General features: G+C 53.7%; 21 protein-coding genes and 1 tRNA gene. 12 read left to right on the top strand and 10 right to left on the bottom strand.

Annotated elements, in window-relative coordinates; all coding sequences use genetic code 11:
- Nucleotides 1-10: 10 nt before the first annotated feature.
- On the top strand, nt 11-1,783 hold the full coding sequence (locus ABVF61_RS00405) for a hypothetical protein (RefSeq protein ID WP_353991570.1): 1,773 nt from the start codon (nt 11-13) through the stop codon (nt 1,781-1,783).
- Nucleotides 1,783-2,382, top strand: coding sequence for a hypothetical protein (locus ABVF61_RS00400; RefSeq protein WP_353991569.1), 600 nt, complete (start codon nt 1,783-1,785; stop codon nt 2,380-2,382). The genes ABVF61_RS00405 and ABVF61_RS00400 overlap by 1 nt, the downstream gene beginning before the upstream one ends.
- A gap of 7 nt (nt 2,383-2,389) precedes the next feature.
- Here the strand turns inward: ABVF61_RS00400 and ABVF61_RS00395 are convergent, their stop codons facing one another.
- Both ABVF61_RS00395 and ABVF61_RS00390 read right to left on the bottom strand, forming a co-directional pair.
- Nucleotides 2,390-2,719 carry a hypothetical protein gene (locus ABVF61_RS00395; RefSeq protein WP_353991568.1) on the bottom strand — a complete coding sequence of 110 codons (330 nt, stop codon included), beginning with the start codon at nt 2,717-2,719 and terminating at the stop codon, nt 2,390-2,392.
- A 199-nt stretch (nt 2,720-2,918) separates the two neighbouring features.
- Complete coding sequence (locus tag ABVF61_RS00390; RefSeq protein WP_353991567.1) at nt 2,919-3,275, bottom strand: hypothetical protein; 357 nt, start codon at nt 3,273-3,275, stop codon at nt 2,919-2,921.
- A 35-nt stretch (nt 3,276-3,310) separates the two neighbouring features.
- Between ABVF61_RS00390 and ABVF61_RS00385 the strand changes: the two genes are divergently transcribed.
- The 3 genes from ABVF61_RS00385 (at nt 3,311) to ABVF61_RS00375 (ending at nt 6,725) form a co-directional block, all read left to right on the top strand.
- Nucleotides 3,311-3,577, top strand: coding sequence for a DNA methyltransferase (locus ABVF61_RS00385; protein WP_353991566.1), 267 nt, complete (start codon nt 3,311-3,313; stop codon nt 3,575-3,577).
- A 146-nt stretch (nt 3,578-3,723) separates the two neighbouring features.
- Nucleotides 3,724-3,984, top strand: coding sequence for a hypothetical protein (locus ABVF61_RS00380; protein ID WP_353991565.1), 261 nt, complete (start codon nt 3,724-3,726; stop codon nt 3,982-3,984).
- Entirely contained in the window at nt 3,981-6,725 is a 2,745-nt protein-coding gene (locus ABVF61_RS00375; RefSeq protein ID WP_353991564.1) for a hypothetical protein, read from the top strand. The genes ABVF61_RS00380 and ABVF61_RS00375 overlap by 4 nt, the downstream gene beginning before the upstream one ends.
- Before the next feature lie 161 nt (nt 6,726-6,886).
- Here the strand turns inward: ABVF61_RS00375 and ABVF61_RS00370 are convergent, their stop codons facing one another.
- A complete protein-coding gene (locus ABVF61_RS00370) occupies nt 6,887-7,114 on the bottom strand; it encodes a hypothetical protein (protein WP_353991563.1) in 228 nt (75 codons plus the stop codon).
- Nucleotides 7,115-7,229: 115 nt separating this feature from the next.
- On the opposite strand from ABVF61_RS00370, the gene ABVF61_RS00365 reads away from it, so the two are divergent.
- Entirely contained in the window at nt 7,230-7,502 is a 273-nt protein-coding gene (locus ABVF61_RS00365) for a hypothetical protein (protein WP_353991562.1), read from the top strand.
- Here the strand turns inward: ABVF61_RS00365 and ABVF61_RS00360 are convergent.
- The gene (locus tag ABVF61_RS00360) at nt 7,483-8,067 is read right to left on the bottom strand and encodes a VPLPA-CTERM sorting domain-containing protein (protein WP_353991561.1); all 585 of its coding nucleotides are present in this window, start codon (nt 8,065-8,067) and stop codon (nt 7,483-7,485) included. The two genes, ABVF61_RS00365 and ABVF61_RS00360, sit on opposite strands and share 20 nt — an antisense overlap.
- 75 nt (nt 8,068-8,142) lie before the next feature.
- On the opposite strand from ABVF61_RS00360, the gene ABVF61_RS00355 reads away from it, so the two are divergent.
- From ABVF61_RS00355 to ABVF61_RS00335, 5 genes are all read left to right on the top strand, one after another.
- Complete coding sequence (locus ABVF61_RS00355; RefSeq protein ID WP_353991560.1) at nt 8,143-8,484, top strand: hypothetical protein; 342 nt, start codon at nt 8,143-8,145, stop codon at nt 8,482-8,484.
- Nucleotides 8,485-9,062: 578 nt separating this feature from the next.
- On the top strand, nt 9,063-9,383 hold the full coding sequence (locus ABVF61_RS00350) for a hypothetical protein (protein WP_353991559.1): 321 nt from the start codon (nt 9,063-9,065) through the stop codon (nt 9,381-9,383).
- A 14-nt stretch (nt 9,384-9,397) separates the two neighbouring features.
- The gene (locus tag ABVF61_RS00345) at nt 9,398-9,724 is read left to right on the top strand and encodes a hypothetical protein (RefSeq protein WP_353991558.1); all 327 of its coding nucleotides are present in this window, start codon (nt 9,398-9,400) and stop codon (nt 9,722-9,724) included.
- Between the two features lie 511 nt (nt 9,725-10,235).
- A tRNA-Phe gene (locus ABVF61_RS00340) sits at nt 10,236-10,306 on the top strand.
- Between the two features lie 43 nt (nt 10,307-10,349).
- A complete protein-coding gene (locus ABVF61_RS00335; protein WP_353991557.1) occupies nt 10,350-10,631 on the top strand; it encodes a hypothetical protein in 282 nt (93 codons plus the stop codon).
- A gap of 1,097 nt (nt 10,632-11,728) precedes the next feature.
- Here the strand turns inward: ABVF61_RS00335 and ABVF61_RS00330 are convergent.
- The 6 genes from ABVF61_RS00330 to ABVF61_RS00305 form a co-directional block, all read right to left on the bottom strand.
- On the bottom strand, nt 11,729-11,908 hold the full coding sequence (locus tag ABVF61_RS00330) for a hypothetical protein (RefSeq protein WP_353991556.1): 180 nt from the start codon (nt 11,906-11,908) through the stop codon (nt 11,729-11,731).
- 349 nt (nt 11,909-12,257) lie between these two features.
- The gene (locus tag ABVF61_RS00325) at nt 12,258-12,434 is read right to left on the bottom strand and encodes a hypothetical protein (RefSeq protein WP_353991555.1); all 177 of its coding nucleotides are present in this window, start codon (nt 12,432-12,434) and stop codon (nt 12,258-12,260) included.
- 225 nt (nt 12,435-12,659) lie between these two features.
- Entirely contained in the window at nt 12,660-13,544 is an 885-nt protein-coding gene (locus ABVF61_RS00320; protein ID WP_353991554.1) for a sulfotransferase, read from the bottom strand.
- A gap of 82 nt (nt 13,545-13,626) precedes the next feature.
- Nucleotides 13,627-14,973, bottom strand: coding sequence for an HlyD family type I secretion periplasmic adaptor subunit (locus ABVF61_RS00315; RefSeq protein ID WP_353991553.1), 1,347 nt, complete (start codon nt 14,971-14,973; stop codon nt 13,627-13,629).
- A gap of 4 nt (nt 14,974-14,977) precedes the next feature.
- Nucleotides 14,978-16,696 (bottom strand): type I secretion system permease/ATPase, encoded by a 1,719-nt coding sequence (locus ABVF61_RS00310; RefSeq protein ID WP_353991552.1) that lies wholly within the window; start codon nt 16,694-16,696, stop codon nt 14,978-14,980.
- A gap of 351 nt (nt 16,697-17,047) precedes the next feature.
- Nucleotides 17,048-17,611, bottom strand: a complete 564-nt coding sequence (locus tag ABVF61_RS00305; protein WP_353991551.1) for a PEP-CTERM sorting domain-containing protein — start codon at nt 17,609-17,611, stop codon at nt 17,048-17,050.
- Between the two features lie 543 nt (nt 17,612-18,154).
- Here ABVF61_RS00305 and tig point away from each other — a divergent pair.
- Nucleotides 18,155-19,504: a trigger factor gene (gene tig, locus ABVF61_RS00300; RefSeq protein ID WP_353991550.1), complete on the top strand. Its 1,350-nt coding sequence runs from the start codon at nt 18,155-18,157 to the stop codon at nt 19,502-19,504.
- Nucleotides 19,505-19,621 lie beyond the last annotated feature (117 nt).

Below are 19,621 nucleotides of genomic sequence, written 5' to 3'. Positions count from 1 at the left end.
GAGTGCCTTCATGGGCGTTAGGACAGACAGCTACGGATCGGTTTCCGTCATCACCGACTTGCTCGGCCACACGGAGACGGGTGGGCAAAAGTCGCTTGCCGTCATTTCCATCGACAGACTCGTCGCGCTGATTGGTGCTGCGCTTGGCGACGACTACCGAACGCTCGCCGATCTTCAGGCGGATCTCGGATGGGTGGAGGGTTCCGTTGCAAAGGTCTGGGGCGATCCGGTTCCTGCAAACCGGGGCGTCTATCAGAAATCGGGCGAGGTCGGTGCAGGTGCCTGGATGCGCATCGGGCCGATACCGGAAACGGACCTGTCGCACTCTCTGCGCGTTCCGACAGGTGAGTTCATCAACCCGTTTCCGGACGCAGCAACCCGTGCCGGCACGGTTGTCATGTTTGATGCGGTGGACGGACAGCCGACAACCGGACCGACTGCAGCCGAGATTGGGGCAGCTGAGGGGCACGCGCAGAATGCTGCCACGGACAGAGCGCTTGCGGATGCTGCTGCGACTGCCGCCGCATCTGACGCAGCCGACGCCGCACAGTCCGCGATTGATGCGGCGAACACGGTCCTGGGCAACGCTGCCAGCATCGCTGTAACGCCGGCCGGGAGCATGACCTCTGAAAACGTTCAGGACGCACTGGAAGAGCTGGACACGGACATTCAAGGCAAAGCCGATCTTTCCGCCATCGGGGCCGAACTGCCGGTCGGATCAACCATGCTCTGGATGAGTGATGCCGCACCGAGCGCGTTTTGGGTCGTGGTCAAAACGGAAAACCAGACGTTCAGCCGGTCGACCTATCACATGCTCTTTGACCACTATGCGCCGGAGCGGACCGTTGTCATTACGAGTGGGTCTGCCGTGGTTACCGGCATCGGCTCCGATCAGGACCTTGCGCCGGGAATGGATGTTGAAGGGGCGGAAATCCCGGCGGGCACGACGATCCTTTCGGTCGACGGTCCGAGCCAGGTGACGCTTTCTGCAAATGCCACGGCAAACGGCACGACCTGCCGTGTGTTCCGCTATGGCAACGGCGATGGCGCAACGACCTGTAATTTCCCGCCGTTTGCAGGCCGGTATTTCCGCTTTGGCGATCCCGGCGGGACCATCAACCCGGACGCAGCCGGCGCAATGGGTATCCTTCAGGAAGACCAGGGTCAGGGTCACTGGCATGCGAGATATGTCGGTTCATTAACGGCGACTGGTGCCGGCGGCGGGATTTTCACCGCTGAATATGCGTCGCAAGTTAACGGCGGTCTCGTCGTGGACATAAATGGCAACTCTCCGGTCAGAGAAGCGGTATCAGATGGTGTCAACGGAACGCCGCGAACCGGATCTGAAACACGGCCAAAAACGATCATCGGCTATATCGCGGTCAAGGTTTCCGATGGTGTTGATGATCCGGTCCTGATCACGGCGGCAAATGTCATCCAAGACCTGACAAACGTTGTGTCCAAGGCAAATGCAAACGAGGCGGACATTGCGACGCTGCAAAGTCAGCTGTTGGGTGTCGGTCAGACCTTGCAGGATCTTACGGGATCGAGGTTCGTCAACACGGATTATCAGAACACAACCGGGAGGCCTATCTCCGTGTTCATACGCTGGGGCACTGCCGGCGGTGTTCCATTTGAAGCAAGCGCTGATGGTGTGAATTGGCGGACTTTTGGCACGAGCAACGGGACGGCCGGGACTAGCGTGTCAGGGATCGTCCCAGACGGATTTTTCTACAGGGTTGGCGGCGCGATCAGCATATCGGCCTGGACGGAGTTGAGGTAATGGAGAGAGGATTTTTTCACCCGGACCATGGGTATCGCCAGACGAACAGCGAGCCGAGCGCTGAATTTATCGCGGCTTTGCCGGAAGGCACCGTTGAAGTACCGTTGAAACCAAGCGCAGATTCCGAGTATGACCCGGCCGCGAACAACGGTTCGGGTGCTTGGGTCCATTCTCCCATCGCCAAGTACACGCTGGAAAGCGCCAAGGCGATGATTGTTGCCTATGCGGAGGCGTTCGAAGACCACGTGTCCGGCAATGTCTCGATCGGTGAAAAGCTGTCCTGGTTTGCAAAGGAAGCGGCCGCAACGTCTTATCTTGCGGAACCGAACACGGTCCCGGTAGATCAGCTTGCGTTGCTTCAGGCTGAAGCCAGTCAGACCGGCGAGAGCCTGACCGATCTGTCAAACGCGATCATGTCGAACGCCACAGCCTTCCGGCAGATCGCCGGGTCGATCGCTGGATTGAGGCGGTCAACGAAGACAGCTCTGGAAGCCGAACCGGATCCCGTCAACTACACTGCGATCCTTCAAACCGCTCAGAGCAACGCGGACGCGCTCGCTGTCTCGCTCGGACTGACGCCCATGGTCTGGGAAGTTTGATCGTTGGCTAAACGCCGAGCGCTTTTGCCATGCCTGAGGGGCCACACCGTTCACAGCTTGCCTTGAAGAGATCAATCGCCTGCAAGGCTTCGGCCCGGAATTCTTCGATGACAGTTTTCTCTGCCTCTGTCGGAGCCATCGCAATTAGGTTTTTCGCGAGCCTCTGACAGGTCACGGTCGCTGTATCACCTGCAAGCCTGCAATTACTATCGGCGTCAAACCAGCGCAGTGCGTTCTCAACAAGTGACAAGGCATTTTTCGCAAGTGTGTTTGCGCTCACTATATCGGCATCTCGAGCCTCGTTTCGAAGCATTTCGATGTATTCAAGACCAGCCATCTTTGAACTCCCAAGATTGAGAGAATTGTCTCCCTGACGGACGGTCCGGATCAATTGATCCGGACGGCGGGCCTGATCGCCAAACCAAACGCCCGCCCAGTAGCCATGTATCGCCACCACGCCCTTAATGTCGCGCCGAGCGGCTAGCTAGACACGACTTATTCTCATCGCAGCCTTTAGATTTGTATTGTCGCTAAGCCTATTGGCTTGTGCCGGTGCTCGTGTCGGTAGAGTCATCTTCGTACGCTCTAGATTTGGTTTTAACGCAGTAACCCCAAGACGCTCCACCGTCGTTGACCAGTTGCCACTGGCCGCTGCTATTCACAATAAAACCTGTGCTGTCAGATTTACTGTTTAGCGGCCCCTGCACTCCCGTAAGAAAGCAATACCCATCGGTTGCCAGAAACGGTAGCTCCATATTCGAGTTGCTACCCCAGAACCGTTTGATTACTTGAGCACCACTAGTTTCTTTAGACCATACTTCAATACTCTGTGCAAATGCCGGACTGGAAATAAACAGCATCAAAACACTTGAGAAAAATGCACTAGGTTTCATTTTTTCCTCCAAACTATGAGTTGGTTGCTAAATCAATGCAACTCCCGAAGTTAAACACTATTGGTTGTGTTTTCAAAGTAGTTGCTGCAGCTGACATTCCAATGTTACGCGCAATAAGGAAGTCCCTGCCACTCATGGAGACACTTGTCCAAGTCTACCCAGCCGGGACGATCCTAGATCCCTTTGCTGGGTCTGGAACGATCGGTGTTGTAGCCCTGCGAGCCGGGCGGCGCTTTATCGGATGCGAGCGCGAGGAAGCCTACTACGCGATTACAAGTGAGCGTCTCTCAAAGGCCGCTTAAACAGCCGTTTAAGGCTTATTGAAACCGGCAAGCAGAGCCGGTCTCCTTTCCCGTTTTTCCTTGGGACGCCCTCTGACCAGCCTCATGCTTCGCCAGTGCACAGATGCCGAGATTTCCCGGTCGATTTGCAAGCGAAGGAAAGACGAATGGAACGGATCAATACAACTGCTTCAACCTTTGAAAGTGGCGAATGGCAACCAGCTGGTGATGTGACAATTCAGTTTTCAGCCGCCGATCGCAGCACCCTTCACATTGAAGCACGTGCAGACGCGACAGCACCTTGGGAGGTCGTTCGGACCGTCCAGTTCTACGAGGACCCGATCGTCAAACTCACTCAGTTGCCGTGGCTTCGTCTCCGCATTGAAAACCCGCTTGAAGGTCAGGTCACCGTTTGGAGCGACACATGAGTAGGCTTGAGCGGGATCTCGTAAACAACCTTTCGATCCAGCTGGCACGATCAGGTCGCGGGTTTTTCGGTGGGTTTGGTGGCTCTAATCCTGTTACCGGCGGCGGTCTTGCAGAAACTCTTATGCAGACTTCGATGTTGGCTCGCGGCGAAACACTGTCGTTTGACCAGTCCATGCCCGTGGTCGTTGATGCCTTGGGCCGCCCCGCTGTTGTTGCCTCTCAGAATTTCAACTTTACGGCCTTCTCAACGCCATCGGCTATCGAAGCTGGCTTCTGGGCGCATGGTGCGATGCTCAATCCGTTCCTTTCTGATGCAGGTTCGCAGGGCTTTGACGAGGCGTATGGCGATGTTCTTGCAGACTGGAAGACCGCGACAGCTCTGACCTATGACCACGCGCAGAATGACGACATGGCGGTTTCAGGTCCGCTTAGCATCCTGGCGGGAACAAACAACGTCATTGCCAAGCAGAAACGCCTGCAAGGCTACACTCTTGGCGACCTGCCAACGTGGAACACAACCGAAGACATAATCCCTTTCACCGTCCTTGCAGAAGTCCCGCCCGCAGGTTTCATCTGCCCTGGGATCTGCAATCCGGATCAAACACTGCGCAACATCTCTTCGCTAACGCTGAGCCCGCTCCGCAACGAACCGCAGCCGGTCGATGGCTCGGTGAGTTACGCGACACTGATCACCTATCTAGATAGCATTGTCCCGGGCTATCTTGGCGTTGGCGGGGAAAAGCAGCGCCGCATGGTGAACGATCCGGCCTCTGACGATGGATATGTCGGAACCTATGGCCTAGCACGGTCAGCGGCTCTTTATGCGCTCCATTCCAGCGCCTTTACCGACGAACAGAAGCGGCAGATCATTTATCGCCTCATACCAATCGCTCTCGATGTCCTTGCGACGTTCCAGAAAGGCATGCTTTATGCCGCTGGCGCTGGTCAATGGCATGGCTATCACAACATCCTCCGCCATGTGGCGTGGGTTATGAATGACGATGAAATGGCGGCGGCCTGCCAGACCATCAAGTCGAATATGCAGGATCATCCCGACTGGATCAGGATTGAAGACCGTGGCATGGCGGTCGATTTTCCCGCTCCTAAAGGTCAGCTGTTTCGGAACCGTGTCACCTTCCACAATTCCCATATCGGCAAGCCGCATTGGTCTGAGAAAAGTCGCGGTGCTTCCCAACCTCGGTATTTCGACATATCCGGCGCAGTGCGCACGGTGGAGCTTGAACCGGATCTTATGTTGGGGCCTGGTCCTGGCGGTTTAACCGGCCTTCAGCACTTTTTGAACGGACCGAACGACCAGACCAATCCGCGGGCATCGGCACCTGGTTTCAAAGACCGCTACCGGACGATGTACAGGATCGGCGTGGACTTCCGGCAGTGGTTCATCGATATCGGCGCGGAGCGGTTCGACGCCTCGAAATACATCGTTGATGCCAACTGGCCTGCGACCTACGGACACGTGCCGTGGACCGGCCCGCCTGAAATTATTGACCCCATCCATGGAACGGTGTCTCCGCCAGATTTCTTCTTTGGCGGCGACGGGTCAATCTCATGGGATGTGTCGCTCGCGGCCTTGGGCGTTACGTACAGCTCGCTTCCGATCACGGAATACCGGGTGCGCTATAGCCGTGATGGATACCAGTGGCATGAGATTGCCGGTCAGTCGGATATCGGCACGGTCGCAGTTCCTCCGAAAGGCGTCCAGCTGTTCTGCCAGATCAAGGCGGTCAACAGTGCTGGCGAAGGCGATTGGAGCTTTAATTTCAGATCGTCGGAACAACAGAGCGAAACGGTTGAATATCGTAACCGCGTCACTACGACAGGCACCGACTCAGGAGCCACGCCGGTCAATTTCGTGCCGCCTGCAATTGTCTGCCGGGAGTTTCCTGCCTACCTCGGCTCTCAGTTCGTTGAAGTCGGTGCTGAGATGCCCGACGACAATGCCGTGCTTTTTGCTGGCGAGGGCCTTTGGAACGCCTTCCCGTACCCGAATTTCACGCGGCAATGGTATCGGAACTCATCGGAATTGCTCACTGACGAGACCGGCGAATGGTACATACCCCTAGCCGTAGACAACGGGTCTCTGGTTGATTGTCTGATTACAGATCCAGTTTCCGTTGTTTCAATGCGCACCAATCAGGTGCTCATTCCAGCGCCCGCACCTCTGCCCGCTGATGTCTACTTTGACAGTGATTTTCAGTCAGGCTTCCCGCGCCGCTACCCGCTTGCTTTTGACAGTATTACGGTTGGTGGCGGGGTGTTCGATCATCGCAGGCTTGAACAGTTTCAGGAAGTCCTGGAGGAAGGCGAAGCGCCGCTCGGCGTGGAAACCACTTACGGCAGCATTGCGTGTGACAAGACGGGACAGAGGCCGTGGATCGCAATCAACCTGTGCGCTGACAAGCAGCTTGTCCCCGGGGACTACCGGCTTGTTGCAGACTTCCCCATGAGCTTCGGGCCGTCTGTTAATCAGGCCTTTCGCCGCGACCTTACTTGGAAGCTCGGCGAAACACTGAACGGCACTGAGTATGGCAGCGGCGCGATCCCGCCTCCTGCCAGTTATGAGGACCGGCACACAGCTCGGCTCACCCATGATTTCACGGTGCCGCCCGGTGCTTTGACGGGTGACCTGTACCTGTATCTCTTCCTCGATGAGTCTACGGGCAGTTCGGTCTATGGCGATCCCCAGTGTTCAAAGGCGCTTGTTACGAAGATCGGTTGATAGCGCATTGATGCCGATCGCGGTGCGCATGTGGTTAGAAAGAAACCTCGCAAGTGATATGGGAGTACGGAGGATCACTTGCGAGGTTGCTTCGCGATCACGGTGATCGCAGAAAAAGCGTAACGGTAGAGGCGTTAACAGTCTATCCACCGCGTGCGGCCTCACTCCTTCGGCGCCGTCGACGCGGGCTTCGCGTGAAAATGCGTCCTATCGCTGGTCAAGCGCTCGGTCAGATCGTCGATCGCGTCCGCGACGTTACTGGCTTCCCGATACACCGGCGAGCCGATCTTTACCTCGCGCATCACCTGGACTGCTCCGGCGCGACCGGTGCCAAGTTTTTCGAGGGCTGGTTCGAGTTTGACGGTGCCGCGATCGCTACGTCGTGACATACCCGTGCCTACATTTGTTCCTGCAATGTTCTTATCGTTTTTCGCGCCGTTTGGGCAAGTCAAAATTCCCTGCGTCTGACGAGGGGGAGGGGCCCGTTCTCCAGAGATCACCGTTGTGGATGCCGCCAACTACATCGTCACAATCAATGTGACGAACGAAGATCCGTCTGGTTCACCGTCGTCTCGGCTGGAAACTTGGGCTGGTTTTACAGCAGGGGGAACTGATCTTGGTGGAGTTGATGCAGCCGACCGTATTGGAGACAACACGACCGGCGATATGGTATTCACCGCGACTTCCTCTGGAACCACAATGTGGATCAGAGTGCAGACCAGGGCCTATTACAGCCATACATTTACGGTTAATTCGATCACGTTGCAGGCTGCGTGATTTTTAAGCGTCTACTCATGAAGCCAAGCGCGAGTAGACCGCAGGCCAGCATTGGAAGCGCGGCCGGTAACGGAACTATCGCTGAGATAGGCCCCATTTCGCCGTCTCTAAGCCAATATCCCCGATGAGCTACGTAGGTGGTCCTTCCGTAGGGGGAAACAAAGTCTCGATCGAAGCTGATTGTCGCGACTCCAGGATCTCCAGAATAAACGAGGGACCAGCGTACGATATCCATGTTTTTGTTTGTTTGTATCCGAATGCGCCCGAAGAGTTCCGGGTAGCGAGGCAGCACCGTGTACTGTACAAGCCCAGGATAAACCGTAGTGGTATCGCCCCCAATGAACGTAAAATCAACGGTGGTGTTGACCAGAGTACCGTTTGGCAGGGCAGCTTCATCAAGTTTGAGAATGCCACCTTGCGCCTGAAACGTAGAAGTTGGATCTAGTCTGCCAAAACGATCAACCTCGACCATAGTGCGACCGACGTATTCGTATGTGATTACCGCTGAATTCGCGCTAACCGCTGACAGACAAAGAAACAATGAGAACGCCAGAATTCGAAACATAGTTGTATCCCCCGATACTCAATACAACTATGAGGAATCCACACGCACGGGTTGCTGTCAAGGTTTAGTTAATTTTTGGGGCAGGGGCGTCATTGCAGCGATGGCGACAATCTTCTGGAAATGGTTCTAGATGTTTTTGATGAGATATCAGGCAACACGGCGCGGACAGAAAATGTCTGCAGGCCGCAGAAGGAAATGACGCTGGAGCAGATCGATCATGCCCGGCTTGTCTGGACCAGCACACAGTATGCGACCAACGAAGAAGCTATTGAGCAAAATCACATCACGTTTATGGGCGGTATTATTAAGGCTTCGCGGGTTTTTGAAAAGCACAAACGAGACATAACAATTTTCTGTTGGGAGCAGGCTGTGCAAGGAAAAAAGCACCAAAAGTTTGAATTCGGATCGACTGAGTAAGGAGCGTAAAGGTCTGAAATTGAGACTCTTCTCACGATATTACTCGTAAAAATACCAAGCATTTCGGGTGTTGGCGGGCTCATTGCAGGCTTACTCACACGCAAATTGTCCAAAGCCCTGACAATTGGCGCGGCACTCGGTGTTGTCGACAGCATTGTCTAGGAGATGGTTCGAGATGGCCCGGGGTCTCCCCTTAGTTGGGTGATGGCAGTGTTGGCTGCCGTGCTGATGGCATTCGCCGGATGGTTCATTCGTTTGAAAATTCGCGGAGGAAACTAAGGAGAAATGCGTGTTATGGTGGAAGACTCAACACTTTTGTCGGTGCGCCGAAATGGTAGAGAACTTCAGATGTTTGACGGGGTGAGGTTTGAAATATCCCCTGGTGACATAACCACTTCCATTAATTGGCTTCCCACGGCGTCTCTCCAGATAGAGAAAAACAAGTATGCAGAAAAGGGTTTCGAGATTCGAAATCTCGACACTGGCGAGAGTGTTCAAGCGACGAAGCTGAAAACGAATAGTGACTCATGAGGAGCCGAACCGGGAATTCCCGGTTTGAAAGTAAAGGGGCGTGAAAGGTGAAGTTCTTTGTTCCCGATACAGAAGACACTGAAGAAGCAGAAAAAATCTATGAGATTGCACGCAAGAATTTAGGTGTTCCCCTGCGAACCGGGCGGCGCATTTACGGTTTAGCTTGGACTCATAAAGACGAGCGGATAAGTTCTCGCGTAGGTGAACCTCTTCCGGAGTACTTCGACACAGGCGATGCGCCGGTGTACGCTATTTTCGAGGCTGTCAATCATTACAAGATTTGCACATGGAGGCGAGGTATTTGGAGTGGTTCGCCGGTGTTGGCTGATAAAGACATTAATACTAGCGTTATTCTCTTTGAAGATTGAGGAGCCGAGCAGAAGTGACTGTATCTGCAAAATTTTTCTTAGCGTTGTTGTTCATCCCAACAATTTGTTTTGCAGATGACTACGATCTGAGATGCGAAAATCCAGGACGTGAATATCAGGTCATTTACAGCGAAGGTGACCGTTATGTTGTCATAAACCCTGATACCCAAAGCGCTCGGTATCTTGTTTTGGCGGTCGAGAGTGGCGAAAACAAGCTTGTAGTCGCTGCACAGCTCGTGGGCACTGCCGAGGCGCCGGTTTTACGGGCACATTTCAAGCCATATCGGAAAATGGAATACTTTGTTGGTGGTCAAGTTTTCCAGACCGATGGTTGTTATTGATGTGTCTCATAAGGAGCGTGGGCGCCAATGCCAGTTAACGCCCACTCATTGTAGCTTCGCGTAGAAGTTGAATGCCAATTCGCCCCTTTGACTAACGCTGTCAGGCCTTTGGCCGTAAGTTCGTACGGTTCTTTCAAAGGCCACCAATAAGCGCACGTCGCGACGATGCTTATGCAGAGCTGGCTTACACAACCGGGATCGTCAAGGAACTAGCCCTCGTTCTAATAAAGACCTTAAGCTGGCACCAAATTCTTCCGGTTCGCTATCAAACGGGTCATAGTGATTACTCCCTGTTTAGCGCTAAAGATGAGGGGTTATTTTCTGTGGAATCAATGCCGATCTAAGGGCATGTACTCAGAAACGAGTCGGGTCCAAGGCATCGAGATCAGAGTGATACGGTTATTCTAAGGAACCAAATAAGGAGCCAAACGAAATTCAGCGGTCCGCTAGGATAAGGCTTTTCCGAAGGATTGGGGGTTCCCGGTCACCGCTGTCTCAGGTCTGGAGCAGTGCCCGCGTAGTGGAGCGGCGAAACACACCGTCGAAGGATGGTAGTCGCGGGTTCGAGTCCCGTCGGGGGCATGCTCTGGATGCAAAATAACTGTGAGTCTTAAGGAGCGTATGTATGGGAGCTGATTTGAGAGGAAAGTCGGACGAGGAATTGGCATCAGACGGCTCTGAACCGGGCTCACAACAAGACAAGTGGACCAATTTAGAGTTTAAACGACGCGATTTGGCTGTTCAAAGAGATGTGGCAGCGGCGCAGATCGAGGCTGCGAGGCATCAATTGACCGCTGCCGATGCGCAGGCATCAGCAGCAATGTGGACGAAGTACTCGGCTATCGCAGTCGCGTTTTCAGTAATCGTCGCTGCCATTGGAATCTGGCTCAACTACTTGACCGGTTAGTCGCCCAAAATGTTTTCCAAAACGCATTTTTCCCATGCGCTTCTGTGCGCCTAGGCGAGAGAGTTTTCCAAAATTGTATAGTGATTTCAATCGTGGATCAGGATTTCCACTCCGCCACAGAGCCGCCGAATGGTGTAAAACTTTCTTGTTTTCTTTAGCTGTAAGGTTCAAAGTATTGCCGCACTAATTTTGCAATTTTGATGTACAAAATGATGTACAAAATGATGTACATATTTGAAGAAAAATGGCTTAAATATCTGAAAAATATCAGAGTAAATTCTTACTCAAGTCCCTCCATCCGCACCAAATTTTCAATTGCTAAAGCCTGCTTGGCCTGCTGCCGCTGGAATGCGGATGTGGCCGAACCTGCAAGTCGTTGGAGTGCGCCAACGGACAGGCAAAGATTTGCGGCCTGGCAGTCCTGGAACCAACGAGACGGCTGAAACGCGTATGGCGCAATTCAGCAAATGCCCTTGGTTCAATCTCACTGCAAAAAAGGCGGATCGCAGTGTCGCTATTGGGTCATGCGGAAATTCGCCGGCGCTTGGCGTCATGGACGTTACGGAGCGATTGAGAGAAAATACCTGTTGCCTTGTGATCGTGGTGCCGCCGCTGTGGACTGGTCAAAAAATAAATTCATTCAGTAAACGTCAAAAAAGGAGGTCCTGCGAACAATGCGGCGGTGAGATCACAGGACCTCCCGGGTTTGCAGGTAACACAAACATCATATCGATACCGCACTGCAGCATGGGCGTAAAGTCAAAAGATGGAGAGCGCCTTGTGCTCATTCTTTTGCACCGGGGGCTGATGTTTTACGCCCATGCTGTTCGAAAGCACTAAATAGAATTACATAATGAAAAATGGATATTTTAAATTAATCTGCGTGAATACGTGCAGTTTGATCCAAATTTAGATTGTATTTTACATGCAATCAGCAATCTATCGAAGTCTTTTTATCTTGAAATAGTCGCTTGTAATATTGACAAGTATGATCCAACTTTTCCGTAATTACTTGTCGTTACGCTGTTTCAGATGCAAAAAGTAGGTGGCAGGACCTGGGTGCTGCCACCTGCTGTCAAATACCTTAAAAAATTTGCTTAGCGGCGCTTTGCACCACGCTTGTCCGCATCCGAAGCTTTGTCGGTTGCGATTGTCTGCGTGCCACGGTCGTTATCGCTAGCGACCTCATAACTGTCACCGGAAAATGTCGCCGTGTCAGCGTCGCCGTCTTCGAAAGAACCAAAAACAGGTTCGAACAAAACTCCGTCTTCAATCATTTTTCAGTCTCCTGTTTAAAAAATGTCGCCCAGCAGTATCGCCGTCGACTGAGAGGAATATGGGGAGGCAACGTATCAATCCCTTGTCCGCAACAGGATTGAATTGTCTCAATTTTTTCAACCGGATTGCGTGTTTGTACCCTAGTTGCTTGCCTTGCATTGTTCCTGATATGTTCTTGTGCTGTGAACGGGGCAGCAAGGCTATTTATTGTCCCGGGATTGCCCGTGGTCTTGGCAGAGCCGATCCGACTTTGCCGCAATTATTTGCAATCCCGCTGGTTCGGGTTGAAAGGGCCGGTGGCAGGACCTGGGTGCTGCCACCTGCTGTCAAATCCTTTAAAAATAGGCCTTAGCGACGCTTTGCAGAACGCTTGTCCGCATCCGAAACCTTGTCGGTTGCGATTGTCTGCGTGCCACGGTCATTGTCCGTAGCGACCTCATAGCTGTCACCGGAAAACGTCGCCGTATCAGTGTCGTCTTCGAAGGCATAAACATCAATTGCAAACCAAGATGTATCTTCAACCATTATTAAAACTCCTGTTTAAATAAAGCCGCCCGGCAGTTTCACCGTCGACTGAAGAGAATATGGGGAGGCAATGTACCAATCCCTTGTCTGCGCCTGGGTTGAATTGTCTCAATTTTTTCAGACGGTTTGCGCCTTTGCGCCGCGGCTTTCGAGTTTTTTGTTCTATATATGTTCTTATGCTGAGGGCGAGCTACCTGGGCTGGACTGACTTTCAAAAGCGTGAAATCAACCTGACCAGGCCGACGGGAGCGCGTCACCAAATCGCTGTTTGCAATAATGGTATTGAGGCTCAAGGAGTTCGTAGAGCCGCTCATGAATTTCTTTAGAGATGGGCAGTTTCACAGTCGTTTCGTTTTGTCTTGTATCTGCGTCGGCTGCTTTGAATTCCGCATCCGCGATCCTGCAGATGTCGCGGTGCGTTTCCTCGGAAAAGAGGTTCTCATAAAACAGGTAGCTGACCTGATATTGAGGAAAAACCTCATCCAGCGCTTCGATAGTTGCGCGGTAATCGGTGCGCTTGATGATCGACTCGTCGCAAATCATGTCGGACCATCCTTTTGCAACATCCATGTCCGGGTGTCTTTGCTGCGTGTGGCGCAACTGAGACCAGAGACGGTCAACCGGGTCCCGCATGATGAAGACGATGTTCAATAACGCATTCTGCGAGTTGCAATAATGCTGCATCTCCCGGAAGCCGTTCTCGCCGATTACTGCATAAGCGGGCGTGATATCGACGAGCGTTTTTGTTGTGTCTTCACTGATCCTGGCAAAATGGCTCAAATAGGCATTGTCGTCGTACATCATCTGCAGGCGATCGACGCTTGCCTGAAAATGAGGGTTCCTCTCCAACTGTTTGACCAGATCAACATTTGCGCCGAGATACTGCTCAACCCGTCTCAGTGACAACGTGTCTATCGGTTCAACGGCAAATTTTGAATATTTTCGATCAAAGAAATGGACTTCCTTGAGCGGGGATACGGTCACTTCCGGCAAAGTCTGCAAATAGCGGTAAAGCCAGCTCGTGCCGCATTTGGACGCACCGATGCCAATAAGGAACTTTTTTCCTTCAAGTTCCGGGTGTTTTCGCAGAACTGGGAAAGCATTCGACATGTTGGATCAGGCCTCCGGCCCGGGTGAGTTTTTGTCTGATTTACGAATGGATGAGCTTGTTCACGCTGACTGGGTGGCAGCATTAGTCCTCCCGGAATGCGCGGTAGGTGGCATCCGTGATTGGCGATAACAGGTAGTCGGCAACCGTGCGTTCGCCCGCGAGGAAAAACACTTGCGCCTGCATGCCGGGATGAAGCGCGATATCGGCCTTGAGTTCATCCATCATCTTGTCGCTGACCAGAACACGCGCCTTAAAGTAGCGCTCGCCTGTCGATGGATCCGCGATGACATCTGCCGAGACGCTCAAAACCGTGCCGTCCAGTTTCGGGATTTTTCGCGCCTTGTAAGCCGACAACTGGACTTTTGCGGGCGTGCCAGTCGTCACCAGGTCGATATCGTTTGGTTTGAGCCGGGCTTCTACAATGAGCCGGTCTTCTTCCGGTACGATTTCAAGAAGTCGCTGACCCGGCCCGACAACGGCACCGCGACTCTGCACTTGCAGATCGAGGACGATGCCATTCGCGGGCGCTCGAATGATCGTTCGAGCCAGCAGATCTTTTGTCGCTGTCATCTGATGCTCTAGGTCCTGAATGCGCAGCGAGACAGTTTGCAATTCCTGTAAAATCCTGCTCTGGAACTCGGTCCGCAAGTCGATGATTTCTATGTCTGCTGCAGAAATTTCCCGTTCAAGCTGGCCAATATATGCAGTCAGCATGCCGACTTCACCCTCCAGCCGGGCGGCATTCCGGTTAAGTTCCATCAGTCGGTTGTTTGTCGTGAGTTTCTTCTTGTGAAGCGACAGAACCGCTTCGCGTTCGGTCGCCACCAGATCGCGACGGGTGCTGGCGGATCTGATTTGATGATTCAGCCCGTCAATCTGTTTGACGATTGCTGACTTGTTGGCTTCGATCAGATCGATTTTGGTTTGAATTGCCTTGGCGCGGCTCTTCCAGAGCCTGGTTTGCAATTGGCGCAGGGACGCAAAGGTTTCGTCCGCCAGGTCGATATCCGTTTCAAGCGATGAAAAGTCCAGCTCACTGGTCTCATTGCGTTCTGCGACCAAGCGGCTTTTCAGCGCCCGGGCACTCGCGAGCTGAAACTTGAGCGTGTCCAACTGTGCACGTTGCTTGACGTCGCGCAGAACCAGGATCGACTGGCCATGGGTAACCGTCTCACCTTCAGCGATCAGAACGTCTTCAATGATGCCGCCTTCAAGGTGTTGAACGGTCTTGCGGTCGTGATCCAGCACAACCGCGCCATCTGCAATGGCGGCTGCACTCAATGGAGCATAACTTGCCCAGGCTGCCAGCAGCAGAAGGAACGGGATCATGACAAAAAGGCCCCAACGGGACGGGCCGATGCCCGCTGTCCTGTAATCGTAGCGGAAAACGCGGCCGGAACCGGAATTTTTGCGTGTGACCGGGGACATCGCTTCACGCCTTCCTTTTCAGGTTGTGGATCATTCGGACTTTGTCGTCGTTGTTCGCAAGCTGTTCCAAAACCTCGCGCGTCGGTCCGAACAGGCTTACAGTTCCCTGTTCAAGAACGAGCACACGGTCGACGCTGTGAAGCACGCTTTGGCGATGGGCGATCGTAATGCTCGTGATGCCAAGTTTCTTGGCCCGCTCAATTGCCTTGACGAAAGAGCTTTCACCTTCGCCATCAAGGTTAGAATTCGGTTCATCCATGACCATGAGCTTGGGCTTGCCGTAAAAGCACCTTGCGAGCGCAACACGCTGACGCTGGCCTGCGGAGAGAAGTGAGCCGTTTGCACCGATTTGCGTGTGATATCCTTGCGGGAAGCTCAGTATTGTTTCGTGAACCATCGCATTTTGTGCGGCCTCAATGACGGCAAGGTCGTCCGCATCAGGATCAAGGCGCGCGATGTTTTCCGCAATTGTTCCCTCAAACAGTTCAACGTCCTGCGGCAAGTAGCCGATTGTTTCACCGAGCTGTTGCGGGTCCCACTGCTCCAGAACCGCGCCATCCAGTCGAACTGTGCCCGTTGTCGGCGTCAGAACACCGACAAGCAGTCGCGCCATGGTGGTTTTTCCTGAACCGCTTGGTCCGATCACGCCGACGGCTTCGCCCGGCTGAATGTCGACATCAATGGTGTTCAGAATTCTTCGTTCATTTGCTTTCGAGACAAATGTCGCGCCTTGAAGGCTCACACGTCCTTTCGGCTCCGGCATTTTGATCGTGTCGCTGTTCGACCTTGTCATCTCGTCGAGCGACAGCAGCCTTTTCAGGGCTTTGCGCAGGCCAACCAGGCTTTTGTACATCGGGGCAGCGGCGTCGAACGTGGACAAGGCCCGGCCTGTCAAAATGGCGACTGCGATGATGCTGCCTGGTGAAATCTGGTTATTCATCGCCAGCATCGCTCCGAAGAAAACGACAATGACCTGCATCGATAGCCGCAAGACGCGGGTCAGTTGTGAAATGACAGTCGCGATGTTGCTAGCGACAAACGAGTGGTGCAGCTGGTTCTGATTGAGGTTCCGCCATTTGCCGCTTGCGTGGGCGAGCAGGCCCATCGCCTTAACAACTTCAGCGTTGCGCAGGATGGTGTCGAGCGACTGCATCGCCTTGACCTGCTCATCATTTGCCGCGCTCAAGGACTCGGCCGGAAGTCTTTCGGCAATGATCGCGAGCAAGAATAGCGCAATCGCGCCCACCGTAACGGTAAGCCCCAGTCTGATGTCTATGAAATAGATTGCAGTGAAATAGATGATCGACCAGGGGGCATCAAACATATTGGTCAGGTGAGGAGACGAAATGAAGTTCCTGACGGTGCCAAGATCACGCAGCGGCTGACTGCCGAATTTGGAGCTTTGAAGCGAAAGCCTGACGGTTTTTTCAAGGATGTCACCAGACAGCCGATCATCCAGCCACCTGCTCAGGTGCGTGAAAATCAATGCGCGCAAACCGCGCATGATGCCCATGAACACCAGAGCAAGTCCGGCGGCGATCATGAGCATTGAAAGCGTTTCGAACGAGCCGGACGACAAAACCCGGTCAAGGACCTGAAGCGAAAAGAGCGGAACGGCCAAAATCATGAGATTTATGAACAGCCCGAACCAGAATGCGGTCCATAACAGCGAACGGCACTCCCTTATGGCGGTCCTGACTGAGTTTTCATTGCCGTTCGACATAATTCACATCCAAAAAGAATTAGTGGCGGTACCCGCCGGAAAAAGACGTCAATCGTCATTGAAAAGGGATGTAGGAACCGAACTTTTCTGTTTGATTTCTTCAAATGTATCGATTGTATTTCAGCGCCCTTGAACCAGGCTGCGGAACAGCTGCTTTAGCGTGCAGGCACCAGGCAAAACGGTAGTTGATCGCCAGAAACCTCATGTCTTCGAAAGGAAGCGTGGCGGTGATCGTGCCACTCGGGCCAACCGTGTTGCACTGGGACCCAGTGTGAAAGATGCCGTCCGCGCGATGTCAAAAAGACGGCCAAATGAACCGCCTCCTCAACTTTAACTCTGGTTGACCCTGGCTCAGGACGCGTTGCGGCGACGCCTGCCGGCGAAGCCCAGGAGGCCCAACCCGCCGGCAAGGAGCGGTAGGGCGGCAGGAACAGGCACCGGTACGGGGCCTCTGTCGACGTCGAAGCTGTATGTGTTGATGGCCAGTCCGCCGCCGCGCAGGTCGGTGCCAACCATCCGCAACTCGTCGATCAGGGTGTTTGAGCCAGAGTTGATCGTTTCAAAAAACTCTCCGCCGCCCAAGGCGAAATTGCCGTAGTTGACGACTTCCATGCCACCCAGGAATCCGAGAAGGTCGAAAGCGGAATGCAGCGAGTTGTGGCGGTATATCTCGAATGAGACGAACCTGAATGCTTCACCGCTTCGTGTAATCTCGATCGTGTCTCCGACATCGAACGGAATGGGATTGAGAACACTGTCGGTCACGGTGTCGCCAGGCTTGCCTTCGAACAAGAAGCCGCTTTCGGAATAGGGCAGTGGTCCGTTGCTCGTGAAGGTCACGCTTACGGGTGCCGCGAACGCAGTGCATGCCGAAACAAGAAGCGCTGCAAAGGCAGCGGATAAGACTTTTTTCATTTCCATTCTCCTGCAGGGGTAATGCCGCCCGGTAGGCGGTTGGGCAATTGCTGGAGAATATTGCGGCGCAGTGTATCAACAGCGTTTCCGCATGCGGATTAAAGTGTATCAGTTTTGTCAGCCAACCAACTGGCCACTTTGCGTACCCGATAAGGGGATGTGCCGCTGCTTCCTGCGCTGGCGCAGAGCAGGGGACTTGCTCATGCGTCAGGGCGGGGACAAACCGGCAAAATCGGCAAGCAGATACTGTTGCATCGATGTGCCGGTGAAGATCGCCAGCGTTTGCGCTCCGGCCACAAGCCGTCGGCATCCGATTTTCTTGCGCCAAACCGTTGTGATTCCCCTTATCCGGAGCGCTCGACCCTTGACACTTTCAGCCCCACGCTTTATCGCGCTCCCATCGTGCGTCCCGGAGTCCGCTTTGGGGCGAGGCGCTGCTTTTGAACGCTTCCGGAAAAAGGGGAGCGCAAGCGGTGCGGCACACGGGATTTAAAACAAAACCTCCAGGGCGAATTGCCGCTCAGGATCGAGGACAAAAAACCCATGCAGGTAACCGAAACCCTCTCCGAGGGCCTCAAGCGAGAGCTCAAAATCGATATTCCGGCCGGTGATCTTGCCACCAAGCTCGAAGAATACATGGCTGACCTGAAATCCAAGGCCAACATCAAGGGCTTTCGCCCAGGCAAGGTGCCTGTTGCGCACCTGAAGAAAATGTATGGCCGTCAGGCGATGGCGGAAATCCTGTCGAACACCATCCAGGAAACCACACAGAAAGCCGTTGAGGAGCGCTCTGAGCGCCCGGCTTTGACACCAGAAGTGGATCTTCCGGAAGAAGACGCAGAAAAGATCATGGCAGGGGATGCCGATCTTTCCTTTAAAATGACCTATGACGTCCTGCCGGACTTCGAGATCGTTGATTTTGCCGGTTTTGAAATCGAGCGTCCGGTCGTCGAGATTGCCGAAGAGGAAGTCGACACGCAGGTCGCTGACATCGCCAAGAACAACACACCCTTCGATACGAAGGACGGTGCGGCTGAAGATGGTGACCGGGTGACAATGTCCTATCTCGGCAAAGTCGACGGCGAGCCGTTTGAAGGCGGTGCCGATGAAAACGGTCAGCTGGTGCTGGGGTCCGGCCAGTTCATCCCGGGCTTTGAAGATCAGCTCATCGGCCTGAAGGCAGGAGATGAGAAAGTCGTTGAAGTGACTTTCCCGGAAGACTATCCGGCCGCCCACCTTGCCGGTAAGGCTGCAACCTTCGACGTTGAAGTCAAGGAAGTGGCTGCTCCGGGCGAAGTGACGCTTGACGATGAATTTGCCAAGGGCCTCGGCCTTGAGTCGCTCGACAAGCTGAAGGAAATCGTTCGCGGTCAGATCGAAAGCCAATTCGGCCAGATGACCCGCCAGCGCGTGAAGCGTCAGCTTCTGGACAAGCTCGATGAGCACTATTCCTTTGATCTTCCGGAAAAGCTCCTTGATTCGGAGTTTGAGGTTGTCTGGCGCCAGGTCGAAGAAGACATGAAGCGCAACGAAAAGACCTTCGAGGACGAAGACACGACGGAAGAAGAGGCTAAAGCGGAATACCGCAAGATCGCGGAACGCCGTGTGCGCCTGGGCCTGGTTCTGTCCGAAATCGGTGAGAAGAACGACATTCAGGTGACTGATGAAGAGTTGCAGCGCGCGCTATACGACCGCGTCCGCCAGTTCCCGGGACAAGAGCAGCAGGTGTTCGAATACTACAAGAACAACCAGCAGGCGCTCGCGTCCCTGCGTGCTCCGATCTACGAAGAAAAAGTGGTCGACTTCATGCTTGAACTCGCCAAGGTAACCGACAACACGGTGACCAAGGAAGAGTTGGAAAAACTGGTCGCCGATGACGAGGACGACGCCTGAGCGTAGACCCTGTTATCCCCAGATGCGGCCCGGGCTTTAACCTTGCCTTCACGCCGCATCTGTCATGACTTTGCGTTGAGGGCGACATCCCATATATACGGGATGTCGCTTTTTTCG

The organism is Roseibium sp. HPY-6 (assembly GCF_040530035.1).
GTDB lineage: Bacteria > Pseudomonadota > Alphaproteobacteria > Rhizobiales > Stappiaceae > Roseibium.
This window is presented reverse-complemented; position numbering and strand designations above follow the sequence as displayed.

What these genes read in the sequence shown, in the direction of transcription:
- tig (WP_353991550.1), top strand. Translation starts at nt 18,155, where the DNA reads ATGCAGGTAACCGAAACCCTCTCCGAGGGCCTCAAGCGAGAGCTCAAA.
- ABVF61_RS00395 (WP_353991568.1), bottom strand. Translation starts at nt 2,719, where the DNA reads ATGGCTGGTCTTGAATACATCGAAATGCTTCGAAACGAGGCTCGAGAT.
- ABVF61_RS00380 (WP_353991565.1), top strand. Translation starts at nt 3,724, where the DNA reads ATGGAACGGATCAATACAACTGCTTCAACCTTTGAAAGTGGCGAATGG.
- ABVF61_RS00310 (WP_353991552.1), bottom strand. Translation starts at nt 16,696, where the DNA reads ATGTCGAACGGCAATGAAAACTCAGTCAGGACCGCCATAAGGGAGTGC.
- ABVF61_RS00320 (WP_353991554.1), bottom strand. Translation starts at nt 13,544, where the DNA reads ATGTCGAATGCTTTCCCAGTTCTGCGAAAACACCCGGAACTTGAAGGA.
- ABVF61_RS00325 (WP_353991555.1), bottom strand. Translation starts at nt 12,434, where the DNA reads ATGGTTGAAGATACATCTTGGTTTGCAATTGATGTTTATGCCTTCGAA.
- ABVF61_RS00305 (WP_353991551.1), bottom strand. Translation starts at nt 17,611, where the DNA reads ATGAAAAAAGTCTTATCCGCTGCCTTTGCAGCGCTTCTTGTTTCGGCA.
- ABVF61_RS00335 (WP_353991557.1), top strand. Translation starts at nt 10,350, where the DNA reads ATGGGAGCTGATTTGAGAGGAAAGTCGGACGAGGAATTGGCATCAGAC.
- ABVF61_RS00405 (WP_353991570.1), top strand. Translation starts at nt 11, where the DNA reads ATGGGCGTTAGGACAGACAGCTACGGATCGGTTTCCGTCATCACCGAC.
- ABVF61_RS00400 (WP_353991569.1), top strand. Translation starts at nt 1,783, where the DNA reads ATGGAGAGAGGATTTTTTCACCCGGACCATGGGTATCGCCAGACGAAC.
- ABVF61_RS00330 (WP_353991556.1), bottom strand. Translation starts at nt 11,908, where the DNA reads ATGATTGAAGACGGAGTTTTGTTCGAACCTGTTTTTGGTTCTTTCGAA.
- ABVF61_RS00375 (WP_353991564.1), top strand. Translation starts at nt 3,981, where the DNA reads ATGAGTAGGCTTGAGCGGGATCTCGTAAACAACCTTTCGATCCAGCTG.
- ABVF61_RS00370 (WP_353991563.1), bottom strand. Translation starts at nt 7,114, where the DNA reads ATGTCACGACGTAGCGATCGCGGCACCGTCAAACTCGAACCAGCCCTC.
- ABVF61_RS00390 (WP_353991567.1), bottom strand. Translation starts at nt 3,275, where the DNA reads ATGAAACCTAGTGCATTTTTCTCAAGTGTTTTGATGCTGTTTATTTCC.
- ABVF61_RS00385 (WP_353991566.1), top strand. Translation starts at nt 3,311, where the DNA reads ATGCAACTCCCGAAGTTAAACACTATTGGTTGTGTTTTCAAAGTAGTT.
- ABVF61_RS00315 (WP_353991553.1), bottom strand. Translation starts at nt 14,973, where the DNA reads ATGTCCCCGGTCACACGCAAAAATTCCGGTTCCGGCCGCGTTTTCCGC.
- ABVF61_RS00360 (WP_353991561.1), bottom strand. Translation starts at nt 8,067, where the DNA reads ATGTTTCGAATTCTGGCGTTCTCATTGTTTCTTTGTCTGTCAGCGGTT.